This window comes from Amorphus sp. MBR-141, from assembly GCF_053628695.1.
This window is the reverse complement of sequence record NZ_JBRJGW010000007.1, coordinates 230507-250466: the sequence shown is the minus strand read 5'-3', so window position 1 is coordinate 250466 and position 19960 is coordinate 230507. Positions and strand designations below refer to the sequence as shown.

General features: G+C 68.8%; 19 protein-coding genes and 1 other RNA gene. 12 read left to right on the top strand and 8 right to left on the bottom strand.

What is annotated here, in order from left to right:
• Positions 1-2: 2 nt before the first annotated feature.
• On the bottom strand, positions 3-2027 hold the full coding sequence (gene tkt, locus ACSSVZ_RS12290) for a transketolase (protein WP_453970361.1): 2025 nt from the start codon (positions 2025-2027) through the stop codon (positions 3-5).
• 346 nt (positions 2028-2373) lie between these two features.
• Between tkt and ACSSVZ_RS12285 the strand changes: the two genes are divergently transcribed.
• The 5 genes from ACSSVZ_RS12285 (at position 2374) to ACSSVZ_RS12265 (ending at position 5090) form a co-directional block, all read left to right on the top strand.
• Positions 2374-2655: a DUF4164 domain-containing protein gene (locus ACSSVZ_RS12285; RefSeq protein ID WP_453970360.1), complete on the top strand. Its 282-nt coding sequence runs from the start codon at positions 2374-2376 to the stop codon at positions 2653-2655.
• A gap of 134 nt (positions 2656-2789) precedes the next feature.
• Positions 2790-3170 carry a cell division protein ZapA gene (locus tag ACSSVZ_RS12280; protein ID WP_453970358.1) on the top strand — a complete coding sequence of 127 codons (381 nt, stop codon included), beginning with the start codon at positions 2790-2792 and terminating at the stop codon, positions 3168-3170.
• Positions 3171-3290: 120 nt separating this feature from the next.
• Positions 3291-3449: non-coding RNA, 6S RNA (gene ssrS, locus ACSSVZ_RS12275), on the top strand.
• 182 nt (positions 3450-3631) lie between these two features.
• The gene (locus ACSSVZ_RS12270) at positions 3632-4264 is read left to right on the top strand and encodes a 5-formyltetrahydrofolate cyclo-ligase (RefSeq protein ID WP_453970356.1); all 633 of its coding nucleotides are present in this window, start codon (positions 3632-3634) and stop codon (positions 4262-4264) included.
• Positions 4242-5090, top strand: a complete 849-nt coding sequence (locus ACSSVZ_RS12265) for a TIGR00282 family metallophosphoesterase (RefSeq protein WP_453970354.1) — start codon at positions 4242-4244, stop codon at positions 5088-5090. The genes ACSSVZ_RS12270 and ACSSVZ_RS12265 overlap by 23 nt, the downstream gene beginning before the upstream one ends.
• Positions 5091-5143: 53 nt before the next feature.
• Here the strand turns inward: ACSSVZ_RS12265 and ACSSVZ_RS12260 are convergent, their stop codons facing one another.
• The 3 genes from ACSSVZ_RS12260 to cobT form a co-directional block, all read right to left on the bottom strand.
• Positions 5144-5809, bottom strand: a complete 666-nt coding sequence (locus ACSSVZ_RS12260) for a uracil-DNA glycosylase family protein (protein ID WP_453970434.1) — start codon at positions 5807-5809, stop codon at positions 5144-5146.
• Positions 5806-6417 (bottom strand): glutathione S-transferase family protein, encoded by a 612-nt coding sequence (locus ACSSVZ_RS12255; protein WP_453970352.1) that lies wholly within the window; start codon positions 6415-6417, stop codon positions 5806-5808. Before ACSSVZ_RS12255 ends, ACSSVZ_RS12260 begins: the two co-directional genes overlap by 4 nt.
• Before the next feature lie 599 nt (positions 6418-7016).
• Positions 7017-8039 (bottom strand): nicotinate-nucleotide--dimethylbenzimidazole phosphoribosyltransferase, encoded by a 1023-nt coding sequence (cobT, locus tag ACSSVZ_RS12250; RefSeq protein ID WP_453970351.1) that lies wholly within the window; start codon positions 8037-8039, stop codon positions 7017-7019.
• A 203-nt stretch (positions 8040-8242) separates the two neighbouring features.
• Between cobT and ACSSVZ_RS12245 the strand changes: the two genes are divergently transcribed.
• From ACSSVZ_RS12245 to ACSSVZ_RS12235, 3 genes are all read left to right on the top strand, one after another.
• Positions 8243-9061: an adenosylcobinamide-GDP ribazoletransferase gene (locus ACSSVZ_RS12245; RefSeq protein ID WP_453970349.1), complete on the top strand. Its 819-nt coding sequence runs from the start codon at positions 8243-8245 to the stop codon at positions 9059-9061.
• A gap of 97 nt (positions 9062-9158) precedes the next feature.
• A complete protein-coding gene (locus tag ACSSVZ_RS12240; RefSeq protein ID WP_453970347.1) occupies positions 9159-9329 on the top strand; it encodes a DUF1289 domain-containing protein in 171 nt (56 codons plus the stop codon).
• A 3-nt stretch (positions 9330-9332) separates the two neighbouring features.
• Positions 9333-10034 (top strand): retropepsin-like aspartic protease family protein, encoded by a 702-nt coding sequence (locus tag ACSSVZ_RS12235; RefSeq protein WP_453970345.1) that lies wholly within the window; start codon positions 9333-9335, stop codon positions 10032-10034.
• Positions 10035-10059: 25 nt separating this feature from the next.
• Here ACSSVZ_RS12235 and ACSSVZ_RS12230 read toward each other — a convergent pair whose 3' ends face one another.
• Genes ACSSVZ_RS12230 through ACSSVZ_RS12215 form a run of 4 tightly spaced genes read right to left on the bottom strand, consistent with a single transcriptional unit; the run spans position 10060 to position 14874 of the window.
• Positions 10060-10827, bottom strand: a complete 768-nt coding sequence (locus ACSSVZ_RS12230; RefSeq protein WP_453970343.1) for an SDR family NAD(P)-dependent oxidoreductase — start codon at positions 10825-10827, stop codon at positions 10060-10062.
• 56 nt (positions 10828-10883) lie between these two features.
• Positions 10884-11747, bottom strand: coding sequence for an MBL fold metallo-hydrolase (locus ACSSVZ_RS12225; RefSeq protein WP_453970342.1), 864 nt, complete (start codon positions 11745-11747; stop codon positions 10884-10886).
• Positions 11744-12208: a cyclic nucleotide-binding domain-containing protein gene (locus tag ACSSVZ_RS12220; protein WP_453970340.1), complete on the bottom strand. Its 465-nt coding sequence runs from the start codon at positions 12206-12208 to the stop codon at positions 11744-11746. The genes ACSSVZ_RS12225 and ACSSVZ_RS12220 overlap by 4 nt, the downstream gene beginning before the upstream one ends.
• On the bottom strand, positions 12205-14874 hold the full coding sequence (locus ACSSVZ_RS12215) for an ABC transporter transmembrane domain-containing protein (protein ID WP_453970338.1): 2670 nt from the start codon (positions 14872-14874) through the stop codon (positions 12205-12207). The genes ACSSVZ_RS12220 and ACSSVZ_RS12215 overlap by 4 nt, the downstream gene beginning before the upstream one ends.
• 329 nt (positions 14875-15203) lie before the next feature.
• On the opposite strand from ACSSVZ_RS12215, the gene ACSSVZ_RS12210 reads away from it, so the two are divergent.
• The 4 genes from ACSSVZ_RS12210 to ACSSVZ_RS12195 are packed head-to-tail and all read left to right on the top strand — an operon-like array spanning position 15204 to position 19959.
• Positions 15204-16418 carry a glycosyltransferase family protein gene (locus ACSSVZ_RS12210; RefSeq protein WP_453970336.1) on the top strand — a complete coding sequence of 405 codons (1215 nt, stop codon included), beginning with the start codon at positions 15204-15206 and terminating at the stop codon, positions 16416-16418.
• Positions 16419-16422: 4 nt separating this feature from the next.
• A complete protein-coding gene (locus tag ACSSVZ_RS12205) occupies positions 16423-17655 on the top strand; it encodes a glycosyltransferase family 4 protein (RefSeq protein WP_453970335.1) in 1233 nt (410 codons plus the stop codon).
• A 43-nt stretch (positions 17656-17698) separates the two neighbouring features.
• Complete coding sequence (locus tag ACSSVZ_RS12200; RefSeq protein WP_453970333.1) at positions 17699-18814, top strand: glycosyltransferase family 4 protein; 1116 nt, start codon at positions 17699-17701, stop codon at positions 18812-18814.
• The gene (locus ACSSVZ_RS12195) at positions 18811-19959 is read left to right on the top strand and encodes a glycosyltransferase family protein (protein WP_453970331.1); all 1149 of its coding nucleotides are present in this window, start codon (positions 18811-18813) and stop codon (positions 19957-19959) included. The genes ACSSVZ_RS12200 and ACSSVZ_RS12195 overlap by 4 nt, the downstream gene beginning before the upstream one ends.
• Position 19960: the final 1 nt, after the last annotated feature.

Here is a 19960-nt window from a genome sequence, read left to right as displayed (position 1 = left end):
CCCTACTCGTCCGCCAGACGGGCCTTCACCTTGGCAACCACGGCCTCCGGGGTGATGCCGAAGTGCTCGTAGAGCTCCTCGAACGGCGCGCTGGCGCCGAAGCCCGACATGCCGACGAAGATGCCGTCCATGCCGATCAGCCGGTCCCAGCCCATCCGGACCGCCGCCTCGATGCCGACATTCACCTGCGCCGTGCCGATCACTTCGCTGCGGTATTCCGCCGGCTGCCGCTCGAACAGCTCGAACGATGGCACCGAGACGACGCGGGTCGGAATGCCGTCCATGTCGAGTAGCCCCTTAGCCCGCACCGCGGTGCCGACCTCCGAACCGGTGGCGAACAGCGACACCACGGCGTCTCCGTTCGCGTCGGCCAGCTCGTAGGCGCCGCGCTTGGACCGGTTGCCGTCGTGGTCGTCGAGGCGCAGCGCCTCGCAGTTCTGCCGGGTGAGCGCCAGCAAGGTCGGGCCGGAGGCGCGCGACAGGGCGATGTCCCAGGCCTCCGCCGTCTCCATGGCATCGGCCGGGCGCAGCACCACCAGGTTCGGGATGGCGCGCAGCGCCGCCAGGTGCTCGACCGGCTGATGGGTCGGACCGTCCTCGCCGAGGCCGATGGAATCGTGGGTCATCACGTAGATCGAGCGCACGCCCATCAGCGCGGCCAGCCGGATCGCCGGCCGGCAGTAGTCGGAGAACACCAGGAAGGTGCCGCCGTACGGAATGAAGCCGCCGTGCAGCGACAGCCCGTTCATCGCCGCCGCCATGCCGTGCTCGCGCACGCCCCAGTGGATGTAGCGGCCGCCGTAGTGACCGGCCGAAACGATGCCCATCGCCTTGGTCTTGGTGTTGTTGGAGCCGGTCAGGTCGGCCGAGCCGCCCACCGTCTCCGGCACCGCCTGGTTGACGGTCTCCAGCACCATCTCGGAGGCCTTGCGGGTGGCCAGCGTCGGACGGTCGCGGGCGATCGTCGCGCGCAGCCCGGTCATCGCGTCCTGGAAGCTCGCCGGCAGATCGCCGCGGATGCGCCGGTCGAACTCGGCGCGCCGTTCCGGATCCATCGCCTGATAGCGCTTCTCCCACTCCTTGCGGGAGCTGCCGGAGCGCAGGCCGGCGATGCGCCAGGCGTCGCGGATGTCGGCGGGAATCTCGAACGGCTCCGCCTTCCACTTCAGCATGTCGCGGGTCGCAGCCGCCTCGGCCGCGCCGAGCGGCGAACCGTGCGAGGCCGAGCTGCCCGCCTTGTTGGGCGAGCCGAAGCCGATGATGGTGCGGCAGGCGATCAGCGTCGGCCGGTCGCTCGCCTGCGCCGCGACGAGCGCCGCGTGCACGTCGGCTGGGCTATGACCGTCGATGCGCACGGCGGCCCAGCCGGCCGCCTCGAAGCGCTTCAGCGCGTCGCCGGATTCCGACAGGTCCAGCTTGCCGTCGATGGAAATCTCGTTGTCGTCGTAGAGCACGATGAGGCGGTTCAGCTTCAGGTGCCCGGCGATCGAGATCGCCTCGTGGCTGATGCCTTCCATCAGGTCGCCGTCGGAGGCGAGCACGTAGGTGTAGTGGTCGACCAGGCCGTCGCCGAACTCCGCATTCAGCATGCGCTCGCCGAGCGCCATGCCCACGGCCGTCGCCAGGCCCTGGCCGAGCGGACCGGTGGTCGTCTCGATGCCCGCACCGTGGCCGTATTCCGGATGGCCGGCGGCACGCGAGCCAAGCTGACGGAAGCGGCGCAGCTCGCTGCTGCCGAAGTCTTCGAAGCCCAGCAGATGCAGCACGGAATACAGGAGCATCGAGCCATGGCCGGCCGACAGCACGAACCGGTCGCGGTCCGGCCAGTCCGGCTGGCTGGGATCGACCTTGATGATCGACGAGAACAGAACGGTCGCGACATCGGCCGCGCCCATCGGCATTCCGGGATGGCCGGACTTCGCCGCCTCGACGGCGTCGATCGCGAGCGCGCGGATCGCATTGGCCATCGTCTTTTGTTTGTCGAAGTCGATCATCGTGAACTCCGCCGCGTCCCGGACGCTCGTCATGAGGTCGGGCGAACACGGTTTGGTCTGTGGGAACGTCCGGACCTGCAGGGCCCTCGATCGCGGCCTGCCTCTTTCGAGCGGTCCACCATCCGTCGTCATCGTCGCAACGGCGCCGTTCAATACCAAGTCGCCGACGCGAGTCAACGTGAGGCGGCGAACGAGCCTGTACACGCGTCGTCGCGCCCCGTTCGCCGGAGCCGCCCGCCACTCGCGGCTTGATCTTGGCGCGCCCGGATGCGAGGAGGATCCGGCCGTCCGCCACCCCGCTTCATGCAGAACTGGATGCAAGAAGCGAAACCGGCTGATATGGCTATCGAATCGCGACCGCGTAGGAAACCCTGCCGCCATGGCGGACCGGCCAGCCATTGATCAGGCATTCGACAGACTGCTGACCGCGCTGGATCGGCTCGAAGCGGCCGTGAACCGGCGCATCGATGCCGATCGCAGTGTCGGTACGCTCGAGGACGAGATCCAGCGACTGACCGAGGACCGCTCCGAACTCGCCGGCTCGCTCGACCGCGCCGAGGGCCGGGCGACCCGTCTGGAAGAAACCAACCGGGAAGTCTCGCGCCGTCTGGTGACGGCAATGGAGACCGTCCGCACCGTGCTCGACAAGCACGGCGGTTAGGTCCTGGCCCCGCCCCTCTTTATGCTGGCCGCCTCCCACCCTATCTATGGCGATGAAAAGGCGCCTCATGCCAACCGGTTAGACCGTCATGGCCGGTCGTTTATCGCCTCCGAGGGGGCTCGAAAGGTCTGCGCATGTCCCACATCACCGTAACCATCAATGGCCGCAGCTATCGCATGGCATGCGATGACGGCGAGGAAGAGCGGCTGGCCACCCTGGCCGAGCGCTTCGATGGGGCGATCGAAGAACTGCGGGGCGCCTTCGGTGAAATCGGCGATCAGCGCCTCACCGTCATGGCCGGCATCCGGGTCACCGATTCGCTGGTGGAGGCCGAGCGCCGTCTGGTCGCGCTCACCGCCGAGATCCAGAGCCTCAAGGAATCCCGCGACGCGGTGGTCCAGCAGGGGTACGAGCGGGAAGCCAGCATCGCCGCGCGCGTCGGCGAAACGGCGGATACCATCGACCGGTTCGCCAAGAGCCTCAACGACAGCGTGCGCACCGACCGCGACGGCTAGAGCTTTCGGGATCCGGCCTGGCCGGTTCGGACCGGCTTTCGACCGCCGCTCCGGCCATCCGCGGAAATCGCATCCGCCCCCCTTCGCGCGGCCCCCGCGACATCCTATATTGAGCGCCAGGCGATACTGCACGGTTCGACTGGAGCCACGCATCCCCGGGGCCTTATCGACCCAAAAGGGAGCTGTCACTGTCCGGGCTCGTGGGCTCGGGCAAAACGGCGCCCACCTACTCTGTAGGTTTCCCGGGATCGATACCTCCGACGGCCGAGGCGGTTCGCCGACCGATTCTCCGCCCTGCCAGGCGGCCGGAGCCCATGGTCCCGGGTGCACGCCTGGGGAGGGGAATGTCCTCCGGCGCGGCCGACCCGCGTTCGTCGCCCGCCGCGGCCCTCACGGCCCGGGCGCCCCGGCGACACGGCCCCCGGCGCATCCTTCCCCTGCCCTGTCCGCGAGCCGATCCATTGACCGATGCAACCGCGCCGAGCGACACCGTCCGCAGGAAGAGCGAGCTGCGGAAGACGGTTCTGGCGCGCCGCGCAGCGCTCTCGCCCGCCGAGCGCGAAGCCGCGGCGCAGACCCTCGTCGACCAGATTCCCGACCTGAAGCTCCCCGACACGCCCGCGCTGATCTCCGGCTTCTGGCCGATCCGCGACGAGATCGACGTGCGGCCGCTGATGGCGGCGCTGGCGGAGGCCGGCCACCGGCTGGCGCTGCCGGTGATCGGGCCGGACCGGCACCTCGCGTTCCGCGAATGGACCACCGGCGCACCGCTGGTGCCGGCCGGCTTCGGCACCTCGGAGCCCGGCCCCGATTGCCCCGAGTGCGATCCCGCGATCCTGCTGGTTCCGCTGGCCGCCTTCGACCGTGGGGGCGCGCGCCTCGGCTACGGCAAGGGCCACTACGACGGCGCCATCCGGCGCCTTGCCGAGAACGGGCCGCTGCGGACGATCGGGGTTGCCTTCGCCACCCAGGAGGTGGACGTGGTACCCATGGAACCCCACGACCGCCATCTCGACGCCGTGCTGACCGAGGCCGGCCTCCTCCGCTTTCCCCCGCTCTCCGGAGAACCCGATGCGCGTACTGTTTCTGGGTGACGTCGTCGGCCGCGCCGGCCGGACGGCCGTCGCCGACATGCTGCCCGAGATCGTGGCGGACGGCCGCCTGGATTTCGTCGTCATCAACGGCGAGAACGCGGCGGGTGGGTTCGGCATCACCGAGGCGATCTGCCAGGATCTGCTGGACGCCGGCGCCGACGCGGTGACGCTGGGCAACCACTCCTGGGACCAGCGCGAGGCGCTCGTCTTCATCGAGCGTCAGCCCTGCCTGATCCGGCCGGCCAACTATCCGGCCGGCACGCCCGGGCGCGGCGCCAACATCTTCACCGCCACCAACGGCGCGCGGGTGCTCGTCGCCAACCTGATGGGCCGGATCTTCATGGATCCCCTCGACGATCCGTTTGCCGCGGCCGACCGGATCCTCGACGGCCTGGTGCTGGGGCGCGACGTCGACGCGGTGATCGTCGACTTCCATGCGGAGGCGACATCGGAGAAGCAGGGCATCGCCTATCATCTCGACGGACGCGCCAGCCTCGTCGTCGGCACCCACACCCACGTGCCCACCGCCGATCACCGGATCCTGCCGGGCGGCACCGGCTTCATGACCGACATCGGCATGTGCGGCTCCTACGATTCGATCATCGGCATGGAAAAGGACGAGCCGCTTGGCCGGTTCCTCCGCAAGATCCCGCAGAACCGCTTCGCCGCGGCGAGCGGTCCGCCGACCCTGTCGGGGGTCGTGGTGGAACTGGACGAGGCGACGGGTCTCGCCCTGGCCATCGAACCCCTGCGCCTCGGCGGCGACCTCTCCCATGCCTGGCCGTCGATGCTCGGCGAGATGCCGCGGGGCCTTGCGCCGGACTGAGCATTTCCGCTGTGATCGAAACGACCGCGGCGAGACGAAAAGGCTCCAGACTCTCAGCCCTCAAGTGCCTCGGAGACTTGCCGGCGCAGGACCGGCAGCAGGTCCTCGCTGAACCACGGGTTCCGGTGGATCCAGGCGTTGTTGCGCCACGAGGGGTGCGGCAGCGGCACGACGGTCGGCCGGCCCGCGGCCATGATCTCGCGAAACGCCGCGACCCGCTCGGTCAGCGAATGCTTGCGCCACGCCGGCAGGTGGTAGCCGTGGGCATAGAGCCCGACGGCGAGGATCAGCTTCAGGTTGGGCATCGACGCGAACACGCGGTCGTGCCAGGTCGGTGCGCACTCGCGGCGCGGCGGCAGGTCGCCGCCCTTGGCATCCTGGCCGGGAAAGCAGAAGCCCATCGGCACGACCGCCACCTTGGTGGTGTCGTAGAAGACGGCCTCGTCGATCCCCATCCAGTCGCGCAGCCGCACCCCGGAGGGGTCGGTGAACGGCTGGCCGCTGGCGTGCACCCGCGTGCCCGGGGCCTGGCCGCAGACCGCGATCGAGGCCGCCGAGGCCGCCCGGATGACCGGCCGCGGCTGATGCGGCAACGGCCTGCCGAGCGGCCGCTCCACACAGATCCGGCAGCGGCGGACCTCGCCGACGAGGCCGCCGAGTTCACTGTCCGGCGGATCGGGATGCCCGCACCAGCCGCCGCCCTCCGGCGGCGCGGTCACAGCACCGTGCTGGGCCGGCTCGACGCGCGATCGTGCCACTTCTTCAACCGTTCCAGTTCGTCCGGCACCCGCACCTTGGCGAGCTTCAGGCTGTCCATGCCGACCAGCGCCGTGATGTCCGCAATGGAGTAGGTGTCCCCCACGATGAACTCGTCGTGGCAGAGCTGCTGCTCGAGGATGCTGAGGAAGGACAGGATCTTCGACTTGTTCGCCTCGCCCCAATCCGGCACCTGCGGCACCTCGAGCTCGCGCATCGCCGGATTGATGTGCCGGAAGGCGTGCTGGGCCGGGATCAGCAGGCCGAACTCGACGTGGCGCTGCCACATCTCGACCAAGGCCTTTTCCTTCGGGTCACGTCCGAACAGCGGCGGATCGGGATGCGTCTCCTCGAAGTAGCGGCAGATCGCAACTGATTCGGCGATCACCGTGCCGTCGTCGAGCACCAGGACGGGCAGGCGCTGCAACGGGTTGAGCCGGGTGAACGTGTCCTCCAGATGCTCCCCTGCCATGATGTCGACCGGCACGGTTTCGATGACGATGTCCTTCTCGGCGAGAAAGATGCGCACCCGGCGCGGATTGGCCGCGCGTGGAGAATCGTAGAGTTTCATTGGGTTTTTCTCGCTGTCGCCGCGTCTGGCATGCCGTTGTGCGGAGCCTCGGTCGGGCCGGTCGCGGATACAATATGGCATCGGCAGGTCCCGGGGCGAAAGCATGCCCGGCACCATGCTGCAATGCAGCGCACTGACTGCGCTTTTTTAGTTGCACCGAAGCGTACGGAGTGCATACTTGCTCAGTGAGTTGTGGGGGCGTGTTGCGTTAGGGAGGTCTTGCTATGCTGAATGAGCTTCTTCTTGGGCGAGCCCTCTATTGCCGGGACAAGCACCGGCATGATCAGGCCTCCGAAAACCGGTGGGCCCAGCTGTCCCGCGCGTCCGCCGAATGGATCAGGACGCGTCTGCGCTGATCCGATACCGAGCAGTCGGACGGCCCGGCGTCGCCGGCAACATCCGGATCACAGGGACCTGACGGACTTCTGGTGATTGACAAGATTGAAGCACCGCGGGCGCACGCATGCCCCCGCGGTGCTTTGTCGCGCGCAAGGGCGCGACTGCAGGGCTCTGTCGCCGGGGGGGAGTGCGACGAGGGCCCCGACAGGGCGAGGGCACACTCCCACGTCAACCTTGCGTGAGGCTTGGGGGCCGCCGGTTCAGGCGGGCCCGGATACGCCCGCGTCGGCAAAGCTCGCCATGCCGCGATGGACCTGGATGGCGGAGCGGACGATGCCGGCCGCCAGCGCCGCGCCCGTGCCCTCTCCGAGACGCATGCCGAGATCGAGGAGCGGCTCGGCGCCGAGGCGCTCCAGCGCCGCCCGGTGCGCCTTCTCCGCCGAGACATGGCCGAAGATGCAGTGACCGATGGCCGACGGATCGACGGCATGGAGCACTGCGGCCGCGGCGGTGGTGACGAAACCGTCGACGATCACCGGGATGTTCTGGTGGCGCGACGCGATGATGGCGCCGACCATGGCCGCGATCTCGCGGCCGCCGAGCCGCTGCAGGATGACCAGCGGATCGCGCTCGCCCTCGATGCGGGCGACGGCCCGCGCAACGATCTCGGCCTTGTGGACCAGCGCATCGCCGGTGACGCCGGTGCCCCGTCCGACCCAGTCGGTCGCCTCGCCGCCATATAGCGCGTGGAACACCGCCGCTGCCACCGCGGTGTTGGCGATCCCCATCTCGCCCAGGCACAGGAGGTCGACCGCGCCGGCGATCGCTTCCATGCCGTAGGCGATGGTGGCCGCGCATTCGCGCTCGCTGTCGAAGGCATCGACCAGTGAAATGTCGCCGGTCGGCCGGTCGAGGGCCAGTTCGAACACCCGCAGCGACATGTCGTTGGCCAGGCAGATCTGATTGATGGCGGCGCCGTTGGCGCGGAAATTCTCGACCATCTGCTTGGTGACGGCGGCCGGGAAGGCCGATACGCCCTGGTCCACGACGCCGTGGTTTGCTGCGAACACGGCCACCATCGGCGCCTGGATTTCCGGCTCGCCGCGCCGCTGCCAGGCCGCCACCCAGCCCGCGATGTCCTCCAGCCGGCCAAGCGACCCGGCCGGCTTGGTCAGCGTCGCATCACGTTCGGCAACCGCCGCAACCGCATCCGTGTCGGGCCCGGGCATCGAGGCGATGAGGGCGCGGATGTCGTCGAACGGAAGCCCGGTTGAAGCTGTCATGATCACTCTCGAATGTGCCGCTCCGGAGCCGGAGCCGAGCCCGCCTCATACAGGCTCGGTTCGCACCGATGCAACGGTGGAGGAATATCCACGTTCGCGTGTTGGCAGGGACGGCCCGGCCTCCTACCCTGCCGGCGGCGGGTACCGGGCTGCGCGACCGGCGACCGAAGCGACCTGAACCGACCCATTCGAGAGGGATCCCGATGACCGAGCGCGACCGCCAAGACAGCCTGGACCCCATCTCCGCCTACGGCGCGGACGTCGTCGTCTGCCTGCGCTTTTTCTCGCGGCTCGCACTGGCGCTTCCGGACCGCTTTTCCAGGCTGGCCGGCCGCCGACGCCTGGCTGGCGCGGTGCGTGCGCTGCCTGTCGCGTGCGCGCTGATCGCGCTGCCCGCCGCGTGCGTGCTGGCGGTGCTTGCCGCCATCGACCTGCCGCCGCTCGCCTGCGCCGCCGTGGCACTCGCGGTGCTTGCGATCACCACCGGCGCGCTGCACGAGGATGGACTTGCCGACGTCTGCGACGGGTTCTTCGGCGGCCGCGATCCCGAGCAGCGCCTCACCATCATGCGCGACAGCCGGATCGGCGCATTCGGTGCGCTCGGCCTCGCCCTGACGGTGCTGGTGCGCGCCAGCCTGCTCGGCGCGCTCGCCGCCGAGGCGCCGCTCATCGGCGCAGCGGGGCTGATCGCGGCCGCGGCCGCCAGCCGCACCGCCATGCTGTGGCCGTGGATCTCCCTGCCGCCGGCGCGCCCGGATGGCCTCGCCCGGCTGGTGGGACGGCCACAGAGTTCGGCAGCGATCGTCGCCGGGATCACCGCCGCCGTCATCGTGTTCGCATTCACGGTATGGTTCGCCCCGATCGCTGTCGTGCCGGCGGCGATCGGGGCGGCGCTCGCCGGATGGTACCTGGCCACCTCGGCCGAACGGCTGATCGGCGGCCACACCGGAGACGTGCTGGGCGCGACCCAGCAGGTCGCCGAGATTGCGGTTCTCGCCGCCATCGTTATCTCTGTCTCGTGAGACTGTGCCGACCCCTTCCTGCTGATCCCTTCTCTTCGTTCGGGTCGCCTCGATCCGAACGGGAGAGCCCCTGGCCCGAACCCGTGAGCGCGCCGACGTGACGAGCCCCTGCGTGAAGACCTGCCGGATGGACAACGCGAGCGGCTACTGCGTCGGCTGCGGACGCACGATCGATGAGATCGCTGCCTGGGGGTCGCTGCCGGAGGCGCGTCGGCGGGAGATCATGAGCCGGCTCACAAACCGCCTCCGCCGCGTCCAGGAGGCCTAGCCCATGCGCCGCATCGCCGTTTTCGTGATTGCCGCGATCTGCGCCACCGCCGTCCTCTGGTGGATGGTCTCAGGATCGCCCACCACGACCGAGGAACTGAGCGCCCAGTTGGACAGCACCTGGCCCCGCGTCATCAGCCTCGTCCTGCTCCTGGCGGTGCTGGGTGCCGGCGTGATCGCCGGAGGCCCCCGGCTGGTGGAGATCGGCCGCGCGCTGCTGGTTTGGGGCGCTCTGGCCGTCGTGCTGATCGCCGTCTACAGCTACCGGACCGACATCGAGCGGGCCGGACGGACCGTCCTGTCGTCGGTCGTTCCGGGCCTCGCCGTCACCATCCAGGACGGGGTGACCGTCACCCGCAGCGCCGACGGACACTTCCGAATCCAGGGGGCTGTCAACGGCACGCCGGTGACGTTCCTGCTCGACACCGGCGCCAGCCTCGTCCTGCTGACCGCCGAAGACGCGTCGCGCGCCGGCATCGCCCCGGAAGGAACGGATTTCTCGCTGCCGGTATCGACCGCCAACGGCATGACCCATGTGGCCCCGGTGTCGCTCGATCTCGTCACCGTCGGCTCGGTGGAGGAAACCCATGTGGTGGGCGCCGTCGCGCCGGCCGGCTCGGTGCCGACCAGCCTCCTCGGGATGAGCTTCCTCTCCCGGCTCTACCGTTTCGAGATCACCGGCGACCGGCTCGTCCTGCAGCAGTAGCCGCCAGCGGCAGCCGAACGAAGGATCAGCGCGGCGCCATCCGGATGGCGCCGTCGAGGCGGATGGTCTCGCCATTCAGCATCGGATTCTCGTAGATGTGCAGGGCGAGCGCCGCATACTCCCCGCCCTTGCCGAGACGCGACGGAAACGGCACCTGGGTGCCGAGCGAATCCTGCACCTCCTGCGGCAGCCCGGTCAGCATCGGCGTCTCGAAGATTCCAGGCGCGATGGTCATCACCCGGATGCCGAGTTTCGACAGATCGCGCGCCACCGGCAGCGTGAGGGAGGCGATGCCGCCCTTGGAGGCCGCATAGGCCGCCTGCCCGATCTGGCCGTCGAAGGCGGCGACGGAGGCCGTCATCACGATGACGCCCCGCTCGCCGTCGGGACCGCGTGGCTCGAGTTCCGCCATACCGGTCGAGGCATGGGCCACGCAGCGGAACGTTCCGACGAGATTGACCGCGATCACGCTCTCGAACATGCCGAGCGGATGCGGCTCGCCCCGAGACGTCGTCTTGGCCGCAGGCGCGATGCCGGCACAGTTGACGAGAATGCGCTCCTGGCCGTGGCGGGCGCGGGCCGCTGCGAAGCCTGCGGCCACGCTCTCGTCGTCGGTCACGTCGACGCGGACGAAGACACCGCCGATCTCCGCGGCGAGCTTTTCGCCCGCCTCCTCGGACAGATCGAACAGGGCGACCTTGACGCCCCGGTCGGCAAGATCACGGGCGGTGGCCGCGCCGAGGCCCGAGGCCCCGCCGGTGACCACGGCGGCTACACTGTCGTCGAGTTTCATCGCGAGCGTTCCTCTCGGTCGCTGTCCGTGTTCTGCTTGTCAGGAAATCAGGCCCGTCAGCCGACCGTGACGGGCGCCGCACCCGCCACCAGTTCGAGGCCTTCGCGGGCCACGATGGCGCCGGCGTGGCGCGCCATCGCCTGTTCTGCGATGAGGTCGAGATCGTCATCGGTGCGGGTCGGGTCGTGGTGGAACAGGACCGGATGGCTGACGCCCGCCTTGTCGGCGAGCGCAACCGCCTTCTGCCACGTCGAATGGCCCCACCCGACGTAGCGGTCGTATTCCTCGTCCCGGTAGGTGGCATCGTAGACCATGATGTCGGCGCCCTCGACGAACTTGGCGACGGCCGCGTCGATCTCGGGATTTCCGTGTTCATGATCGGTGACGGTCACGATGACCCCGCCACCCCATTCGATGCGGTACGCCGTCGACCCGCCCGGATGGTTGAGAAGCATGGTCTTGATGGTCAGGCCCGGCCGGAGCCCGACGGCCTCCCCGGCCGTGAAGCGCCGGAACTGGCAGCCACGCAGCGCCGAGGTCGGCACCGGGAACAAAGGCGGCGACATCAGTCGCGCCAGCATGTCCTCCAGCGAACCGTCGCGCGGCACGTGGCCCGCCCAGACCTTGATTTCCGAGCGCTGGCTGTAGGCCGGGCAGAAGAACGGCAGTCCGCAGATGTGGTCGAGATGGGTGTGGGTGAACAGAAGGTCGGCGGGCTGGGGCTGCCGCTTGTCCATCTGCCAGCCAAGCCGGCGGGCGCCCGACCCGCAATCGATGATCAGCAGATGCGGCCCGGCGCGGATTTCAAGGCAGGTGGTCTCGCCGCCATAGCGAAGCGTGTGCTTGCCTGGCGTCGGGATCGAACCCCGGACACCCCAGAAATTGATGCGGAGATCGTCCCTCTGGTCGATCATCGTCATTGTTCGGCCTCTGCCGATCCAGCGCGCAGCCGGCCAACTTCCCGCGTCGTCCGCTCAAGACGATGCGCCAGCACGCGCATGACCTCAATCGCCATATCTGGGAAATTCTTAAGAAGTTTCAAGAAATTGTCCTTGGCAATGGCCAGCACCTTCATTTCGGTGGTGGCCACGACCGTCGCCGTGCGAGGTACATCGATGAGGATCGCGATCTCGCCCACCACATCATTCTGCTTCACCGACGCGACAGTTTCCTGACCATGGTCGGTGCCGATCTGGATGTCCGCCGACCCGTCCAGGATGATGTAGGCGACGTCGCCGCGCTCGCCCTGCTCGCACAGGTGCTCGCCGGGGCGAAAGCTCATCCGCTCGCTGATGAAGGCGAGCAGCCGAAGCTTCGCGTCGTCGACCCCGCGGAAGAGCGGGACCTTTCTCAGAGCCTCAACCTCCGTGTCCAGGCTCACGCCGTCTCCTCCTGGGCTTCCGCGGGATCGCCGGCCGCGTCGGCCGTTCCCCGCTCACGCTCGCTATCCTGCTCGTCGGATATCTCGTCCGCAACGCTATCGTAATCGCCGTCGGCGACCAAGCGCCCGTCCAGCATTACCACGACCCGGCCGAACCGGCGGGCAACCTGGGTGGACGAAGTGCCCACCACCAGGGTGTTGTCGCCGACGGCCTTGCGCACCTCATCGATGACGCGCGGCTCCTCATCCACCGTACCGTCGAGCAGGGTGATCCGCGGCCGCTTCAGCAGCGCGCGCACCAGCCCGACCCGCCGGCGCTGCACCGGCGAGAGCCGCGAGCCGGCAACGCCGACGTGATAGTCGAGCCCGGCCCGGGCGATGGGATCGCGGACGCCAAGCTCCGTCAGCGCGCTGCGGATGAAGCCCTCGATGCGCTCGGCGGAGCCGCGGCGGTCGAGCCGCGGCCGGCCAAACAGGATGTTCTCTTCGACCTTCAGGGGCTTGATATAGTGTTCCGGATCGAAGAACGCATACCGGCCGCCGAGCGCCTCGAGTCGCTGGCGCATGACGTCGCGCCCGGCGACGAAGCGCGCAGCGCGGTCCTCGTCGATCTCCACGAGGCGGTGACGGGCGGGAATCAGACGGAAGGCCAACCCGATCAGGTCGCTTGCCTGGACCGGCTTGAGACCTTCGACGCCACCCGCCTTGTAGGCCCGCACATACGGTTCGAAGGCCGGAAGCTGATCGCTCGTGAGCAGGCTGAAATCGCCCATCAATCCTTCGTCGACGGCCATCCCCGAGAACAGCTCGATCATCGTCTCGGCGACCTTGGCCCCGATGTCGACGAGATCGTCGTGAACCCCGGCCTCCTTCAGGGCGGCCATGACGTCATCGTCCTGGGCGATCGCGTCGACCGACACGCCCGGGTCGGACGGAAGCGCGAACAGGACGTTCTCGGCCAGAGTGCCGCTCGCGTTGAAGGCGTCGGCCCGCCAGAGTTCGACCAGATCCTGCAACTCGTCGTCGCCGCGGATCCGCTCCGTGATGGTGCGTCGCGCCTCGAGCACGCGCTCGGCCAGACCCGGATCGGCCTCCGGGTCGATGTTCGACTTCAGGCCCATCCGGAACAGATCGTTGCCGAGGCCGGTGCGGTCGAACAGATCGAGGATGTGCTGATCGAGATCCTTCAGGTCGGCGACATCGGCGCTGGCGAGATCCTCCCAGTGTGCGTCGAAGTCATAACGGCTGTTGCCGGTGAGCCGGGCCTCGGTCAGCCGCAGCTTGTGCTCGTCGTCGTCGATCTCCGCCGGCGCCATCGGCCGGTGCCGCAAGGAATAGACGACGTTGCCCCGGATGGTGTCGTTGAACATGTACGGCGACGGGCCGACATAGGCGATCTCGCGGCCGAGGACCGACTCGGCCATGCCGTCGAGGGACTTGCCGCCGATCTCGACCCGGCCCGTTGCGGGATCCATCAGGCCGGCGGCGAGCAGCAGGACTTCCGTGCGCCCGCTTGAGCCGGTGCCGAACACGGCCACCTGCTCGTTGGCGCGGATGGTCAGCCCGAGGTCGATGACCTCCTGGCCGCTTCCGAACGCGGCGTTGGCGTTGGTGAACACGATGTCGCCGTCGAGAACCTCGTCGTCGCCGCGGTCCGTGTCGAGGCGCGCCGGCGGATACATGTTCGGCGGATCGAAATTCTCGATCACGGTGTCGTACTTCACGTTCATGTTGGACAGGTTCTGATAGTAGGTGATCAGCTCCTTCCACGGGTTGGCAAGATCCTTGTAGGCCGCCAGTACCGCGACGAGCGCACCGAACGACAGCTGCCCGGAGATCACGAAATACCCGCCGACCGAGTAGAAAAAGAACGGCGGGAGCTGATTCATGAAATTGTTGATGAACTTGATCATGTACTTCCGCTTGTAGATGTCCAAGCGGATGCGATAGTTCGTCAGAAGCTTGTCGGTGATGTCGGCCAGGTGCCACTGGGCGGTATCGTGGGCGTGGATCTCGGAGATACCGGCGACGCTCTCGCCCACCTTGTCGGAGATCTTGCGGACGTTCTTCACCCGCTCGCGCGCGAGCAGAACGACCTTCCGCTGCAGCTTCGGGATGATGTAGCCCTGGATCGGGTAGAGCGACACCGCGGCCGCGCCGAGGAACGGGTCCTGCACGAAGATGAAGACGATGTAGACGATCAGCGTGCCGCCCTGGAAGGCGGGCGTGGCCACCGCGTCGCCGATGAACACGCCGAGGTCCTCGACCTCCGCGATCATCATCGAGATGAGCTCGCCGGCGCTGACGCCGCGGAACTGCGGCAGCCGGAACCGCATGATCTGGTAGTAGAGCTGGTAGCGAAGGCGGCGCAGCATGCGCTCGCCGACGATGCCCTTGTAGAGATTGAGGACGAACTTCACGCCGTTGTTGAGCACCACCAGCCCGAGGAAGATGGCGCACAACGTCAGCAGGTAGGGGATCTGGTCGAGGCTGTAGCCGGCGATCGTGCGGGGAAATACCTTCCCGTCGATCGCATCGTTGACGATCCACTTCGGCAGCTCGAGGGTCATGTAGAGAATGGGAAACGACAGCACGGTGATCCCGAGGATCACGAACTGCTGGCGCTTGCTGTATTCCCAGATGAAAGCAAAAAGGCTCTTCTGCATCCGCCCGCCTCGAACGCCCCGGAACGGGGTCGTGCCATCCGGTTGTGTGGCCAACCGGGCTCCCTTTGCAAGACATAACCCGGAAACCCCGCGTTCGCACGCCGCTGCTCCGCCCGTTTCGGCGGTGATCAAAAAAGAGCGCACCCGCACCATCGCCGCCGCGCTCGTGCTGGACGGCGCCTTCGTTTCCGGATTAGGGTCGTGGCGAACCCCGGGACGAGATCCCGGCCGTGCCCTGGCCAACCAAACGGTGTCCGCACGTGTCGAGCCTCGCTCCCTCTTCGGCGGGGACGTCCAGCCTAGCAAAAGAGTTCCCCGGCGACCTACCGATGCGGTGTGACCAACCGAAGATCCTGATCTACAGCCACGATTCGTTCGGCCTCGGCCATTTGCGGCGATGCCGGACGATCGCGCATTCGCTCGTCGGCGCGTTCGAAGAGCTGTCGGTCATCATCCTGTCCGGCTCGCCGATCATCGGCTCGTTCGATTTCCGCAGCCGCGTCGACTTCGTCCGCGTGCCGGGGGTGATCAAGCTGCGCAACGGCCAGTACAGCGCGCACACGCTGCCGCTGGGCATCGAGGAGATGCTCGAACTGCGCGCCTCGATCATCGAACACACCGCAGAAGTGTTCGATCCGCACGTCTTCATCGTCGACAAGGAGCCGCTCGGCCTGCGCGGCGAGGTCCGCACCACGCTGGAGAAACTCGGCAAGCGCGGCACCCGGCTGGTGCTCGGCCTGCGCGACGTCATGGACGATCCCGACGTGCTGAAGGAGGAATGGGAGCGCAAGGGCGCCCCCGAGGCCGTCGAGAACCTCTACGACGACGTCTGGGTGTACGGCCGCAAGGAGATCCACGACCCGCTCGAGGGCATCGGGGTGCCGGACAGCGTGCGCGAGAAGGCGCTGTTCACCGGCTACCTGCGCCGCGAGATGCCGGCGCTGACGCCGCATTCGTTCCGCTCGCCGTTCGGCGAGGAGCCGTTCATCCTGGTCACGCCCGGTGGCGGCGGCGACGGCGTGGAACTGATCGACTGGGTGCTGCGCGCCTATGAGGCCCACGACCAGCCGCTGTTCCCGGCGGTCATCGTGCTGGGCCCGTTCATGGCCACCGAGCACCAGGAAAGCTTCATCGCCCGCACCGAGCAGTTGCGCGACGTCCACATCATCCGCTTCACGCCCACCATCGAGAACCTGATGGACGAGGCGGTCGCGATCGTCGGCATGGGCGGCTACAATATCTTTTGCGAGATCCTGTCGTTCGACAAGCCGACGTTGCTGGTGCCGCGCGTGCAGCCGCGCCGCGAGCAGGCGATCCGCGCCGCCAAGGCCGAATCGGCCGGCCTCCTGAGCGTGCTGTCGATCGAGCTCTATCCCGACGTCGACGCCATGGTCGACGCGCTGGCCCGGCTGCCGCGCCAGGCGCCGCCGTCGGTGGCCGGTGTCGACGGCCTGCTCGACGGCCTCGACGTGATCAACAACCGCGTTGCCGACTTCCTCTCGGCACCGCTGACCAAGCCGTCCCGCGCGGCCGCCGGCGAATAGGCCCATGGGACGTATCGCGATCGTCGTCAAAGGCTATCCGCGCCTGTCGGAGACGTTCATCGCCCAGGAGATCCTGGGCCTCGAGCGGCGCGGCATCCAAAGCCTGATCGTGTCGCTGCGCCACCCCACCGACGCCACCCACCACGACCTGCACGACCAGATCGCCGCCGACGTCCTCTATCTTCCCGAATATCTGAAGGACGATCCGGCGCGGGTGCGGGCGGGCCGGCGGCATGCGGAAACGCTGGCCGGATACGGCGCGGCGGAAGCCGCCTACCGGCACGACCTTGAGCGCGACCGATCGGCCAGCCGCCACCGGCGCTTCGGCCAGGCCTGCGTGCTGGCCAACGAGCTGCCGGCCGACATCACCCGCCTCCACGTGCACTACCTCCACACGCCGGCCTCGGTCGTTCGCTACACGGCGAAGATGACCGGCCTGCCGTGGTCGTTCTCCGCCCACGCCAAGGACATCTGGACGACGCCGGAGTGGGAGCTGCGCGAAAAGCTGGCCGACGCCGACTGGGGCGTCACCTGCACGGCCGCGAACACGGCCTACCTGCGCAGCCTGACGGCGAATCCGAAGAGCGTGGACCTCGTCTATCACGGGTTGGAGCTGTCGCGCTTCCCGGCCGAGGCGACGCGGCCTGCCCGGGACGGCGCGAGCGGCGATCCGGTGCGCATCCTGTCGGTCTGCCGGGCGGTGGAGAAGAAGGGGCTCGACCAGGTGCTGAAGGCGCTGTCCGCCCTGCCGAAGGATGTAGCCTGGCGCTTCGACCACATCGGCGCCGGGCCGCTGACCGGCAAGCTGCAGAAGCTGGCTGCCCGGCTCGGCATCGCCGACCGAATCACCTTCCTGGGCGCCAGGTCCCGCGACGACGTGGTGGCTGCCTACCGCGACGCCGACCTGTTCGTGCTGGCGAGCCGCGTCGCCAAGTCCGGCGACCGCGACGGCCTGCCGAACGTGCTGATGGAGGCCGCCTCCACCGGGCTCGCCATCCTGGCGACCGAGGTTTCGGCCATCCCCGAGCTGGTGCGCGACGGCGAGACCGGCGTTCTGGTGCCGCCGGACGACGGCAAGGCGCTGGCCGATGCCCTGCGCCGGCTGGTCACCGACCCGGCCCGGCGCGCCGGGCTAGGCCACGCCGCTGCCGCGGACGTGCGTGCGCGCTTCTCCAGCGCGCCGGGGTTCGACTGGCTGGCCAACCGATTTGCCGTGGCGGGACGGCGCGCGGCGTGACCCTGCCCGACCGCGGCACCGAGCGTCATCTGGCAACCCAGCGATGACCATCGCCCTCTACTGTCCGATGAAGCCGCCCGACCATCCGGTCGCCTCGGGCGACCGCGAATTCGCCCGCCTGATCGCCCGCATCATCGATGAGCTCGGCGAAACGGCCGTGCTCGCCTCGCGGCTGCGGACATGGCGCGCCGAGCCGGACGCGGCGACCTTCGCCGCGCTTGAGGCGGACTCGGTCGCCGAGGCGGAGCGGATCGTCGCCGCGTGGCGCGCCGACGGCACCCGGCCGGCCGCCTGGATCACCTATCACCTGTACCACAGGGCGCCGGACTGGATCGGGCCGGCGGTCACCCGCGCCCTCGACATCCCCTATGTGGTGGTGGAGGCCAGCCGCGCGCCGAAGCGGGCGAGCGGACCATGGGCGCCGGGCTTCGCCGCCGCCGATCAAGCGCTCGCAGCGGCCGACGCGGTGGTGGCGATGCATGCGGAGGATCGCGAGGGGCTGGCACCCGTGGTCGCGGCCGACCGGCTGTTCGACCTCGCCCCGTTCATCGACACGGCGCCCTTCGCCGCCGCTGCGCCGCGGCCGCGGCCGCCCGGGACACCGCCGCGGCTGCTGGCCGCCGGCATGATGCGCCGGGGCAACAAGGAGGCCTGTTACCGGACGCTCGCCGACGCGCTCGCCGCCCTCGCCGCGACGGACTGGCACCTGACCATCGCCGGCGACGGCGAGGCAGCCGACGACATCCGGCCGCTGTTCGACCCCGCCCGCACGACCTTCCTCGGCGCGGTCGACAAGGCACGCATGCCCGGCGTCTACGCCGACGCCGACCTGTTCGTCTGGCCGGCCGTCAACGAACCGTTCGGGCTGGTGTTCCTCGAAGCCCAGGCATCCGGGCTGCCGGTGGTCGGCGGGCGGTCGCGGGGCGTGCCGGAGGTGGTGGCCGACGGGATGACCGGTCTGCTGGTGGAGGCGGGCGACGCGGTTGCGTTCGCCGACGCGGTGTCCGCGCTGCTCGGTGACGCCCCCCGCCGCACCAGGATGGCGGAGGCGGCGCGGTCGCATGCCCTCGCCCGCCACGATATCGCCCAGGCGACCGAGGCATTGTCCGCGATCCTACAGGCGGCGACGGCCCGCCGAGCGACGGGCAAGGCGACATGAAAGCCCTCTTCTACGTCCAGCACCTGCTCGGTACCGGCCATGTGGTGCGTGCCGTCGCCATCGCCCGTGCGCTCCTCGAGCGCGGCGTCGAGGTGACGCTGGTGACCGGCAACACGCTGCCGGCGACCCTTGAGACGAGCGGCCTCGCCATCGAGGAACTGCCGCCGATGCGGGCGGCAGACGCGCGCTTCTCGCGCTACGTGACAGCCGACGGGCGGGAGGTGGACGATGCCTTTCGCAACGACCGGGCCAACCGGCTGACGCGGCTCGTGGCCGAGACGGCGCCGGACCTGTTCCTCACCGAGACGTTTCCGCTTGGGCGCCGGCAGTTCGCCTTCGAGCTGTTCCCGACCCTGGAAGTGGCCGGCTCCCTGCCCCGCCCACCGCTGATCGCCGCATCGGTGCGCGACATCCTCGTGCGGAAGCAGGAGATCGCCAAGGAACGCTGGATGGCGGAGGTCGCGCGGACATTCTACGACGTGCTGCTCGTGCACTCCGACCCCGCCTTCGTGCGGCTCGAGGATTCCTTCCCGTTCACCGCCGATGTCGCGGAGATGATACGCTACACGGGATATGTCTACGCGCCGTCGGACCACATCCCGCCCGAGGGGGAGGGAGATGGCGAGGTCATCGTGTCCTGCGGCGGCGGACCGGTGGGATACCGCCTTCTGAACGTGGCGCTCGAGGCACGCGCCCATGCCCGCCGGGCCACAGGGCCCTGGCGGATCCTGGTGAGCCCGGAGCATGGCGCCGACCGGCTTGCCGAACTCAAGGCGCGCGCCGGCCCCGGCACGATCGTCGAAGCCGCCCGAAGAGATTTTCCCGGACTTCTGAACCGCGCAGCGGTTTCGATCAGCCAGGCGGGTTACAACACGGTCCTCGACGTGATTTCGGCGGGGTGCCCGGCGGTGCTGGTTCCGTTCGCGGAGGAAGGCGAGACCGAACAGATGCAACGGGCCCAGATCCTCGCCGAGCGCGGCATGGCCGAACTTGTGCCCGAAGACGCCGTGACGCCCGAGCGGCTGGCGGCGGCGGCCGATCGGGCCCTCGATCTGGAGTCCCCCGACGTGAGCCTCCGCACCGACGGCGCGGCGGCGAGCGCCGAGATCCTGATTGACGAAATGACCCGCCGGAAAGGGATCTGAC

Coding starts and splice junctions, on each gene's coding strand:
- ACSSVZ_RS12215 (WP_453970338.1), bottom strand. CDS start 14,874: ATGCAGAAGAGCCTTTTTGCTTTCATCTGGGAATACAGCAAGCGCCAG.
- ACSSVZ_RS12210 (WP_453970336.1), top strand. CDS start 15,204: ATGCGGTGTGACCAACCGAAGATCCTGATCTACAGCCACGATTCGTTC.
- ACSSVZ_RS12225 (WP_453970342.1), bottom strand. CDS start 11,747: ATGACGATGATCGACCAGAGGGACGATCTCCGCATCAATTTCTGGGGT.
- ACSSVZ_RS12200 (WP_453970333.1), top strand. CDS start 17,699: ATGACCATCGCCCTCTACTGTCCGATGAAGCCGCCCGACCATCCGGTC.
- cobT (WP_453970351.1), bottom strand. CDS start 8,039: ATGACAGCTTCAACCGGGCTTCCGTTCGACGACATCCGCGCCCTCATC.
- ACSSVZ_RS12285 (WP_453970360.1), top strand. CDS start 2,374: ATGGCGGACCGGCCAGCCATTGATCAGGCATTCGACAGACTGCTGACC.
- ACSSVZ_RS12230 (WP_453970343.1), bottom strand. CDS start 10,827: ATGAAACTCGACGACAGTGTAGCCGCCGTGGTCACCGGCGGGGCCTCG.
- ACSSVZ_RS12280 (WP_453970358.1), top strand. CDS start 2,790: ATGTCCCACATCACCGTAACCATCAATGGCCGCAGCTATCGCATGGCA.
- ACSSVZ_RS12245 (WP_453970349.1), top strand. CDS start 8,243: ATGACCGAGCGCGACCGCCAAGACAGCCTGGACCCCATCTCCGCCTAC.
- tkt (WP_453970361.1), bottom strand. CDS start 2,027: ATGACGAGCGTCCGGGACGCGGCGGAGTTCACGATGATCGACTTCGAC.
- ACSSVZ_RS12195 (WP_453970331.1), top strand. CDS start 18,811: ATGAAAGCCCTCTTCTACGTCCAGCACCTGCTCGGTACCGGCCATGTG.
- ACSSVZ_RS12235 (WP_453970345.1), top strand. CDS start 9,333: ATGCGCCGCATCGCCGTTTTCGTGATTGCCGCGATCTGCGCCACCGCC.
- ACSSVZ_RS12205 (WP_453970335.1), top strand. CDS start 16,423: ATGGGACGTATCGCGATCGTCGTCAAAGGCTATCCGCGCCTGTCGGAG.
- ACSSVZ_RS12265 (WP_453970354.1), top strand. CDS start 4,242: ATGCGCGTACTGTTTCTGGGTGACGTCGTCGGCCGCGCCGGCCGGACG.
- ACSSVZ_RS12255 (WP_453970352.1), bottom strand. CDS start 6,417: ATGAAACTCTACGATTCTCCACGCGCGGCCAATCCGCGCCGGGTGCGC.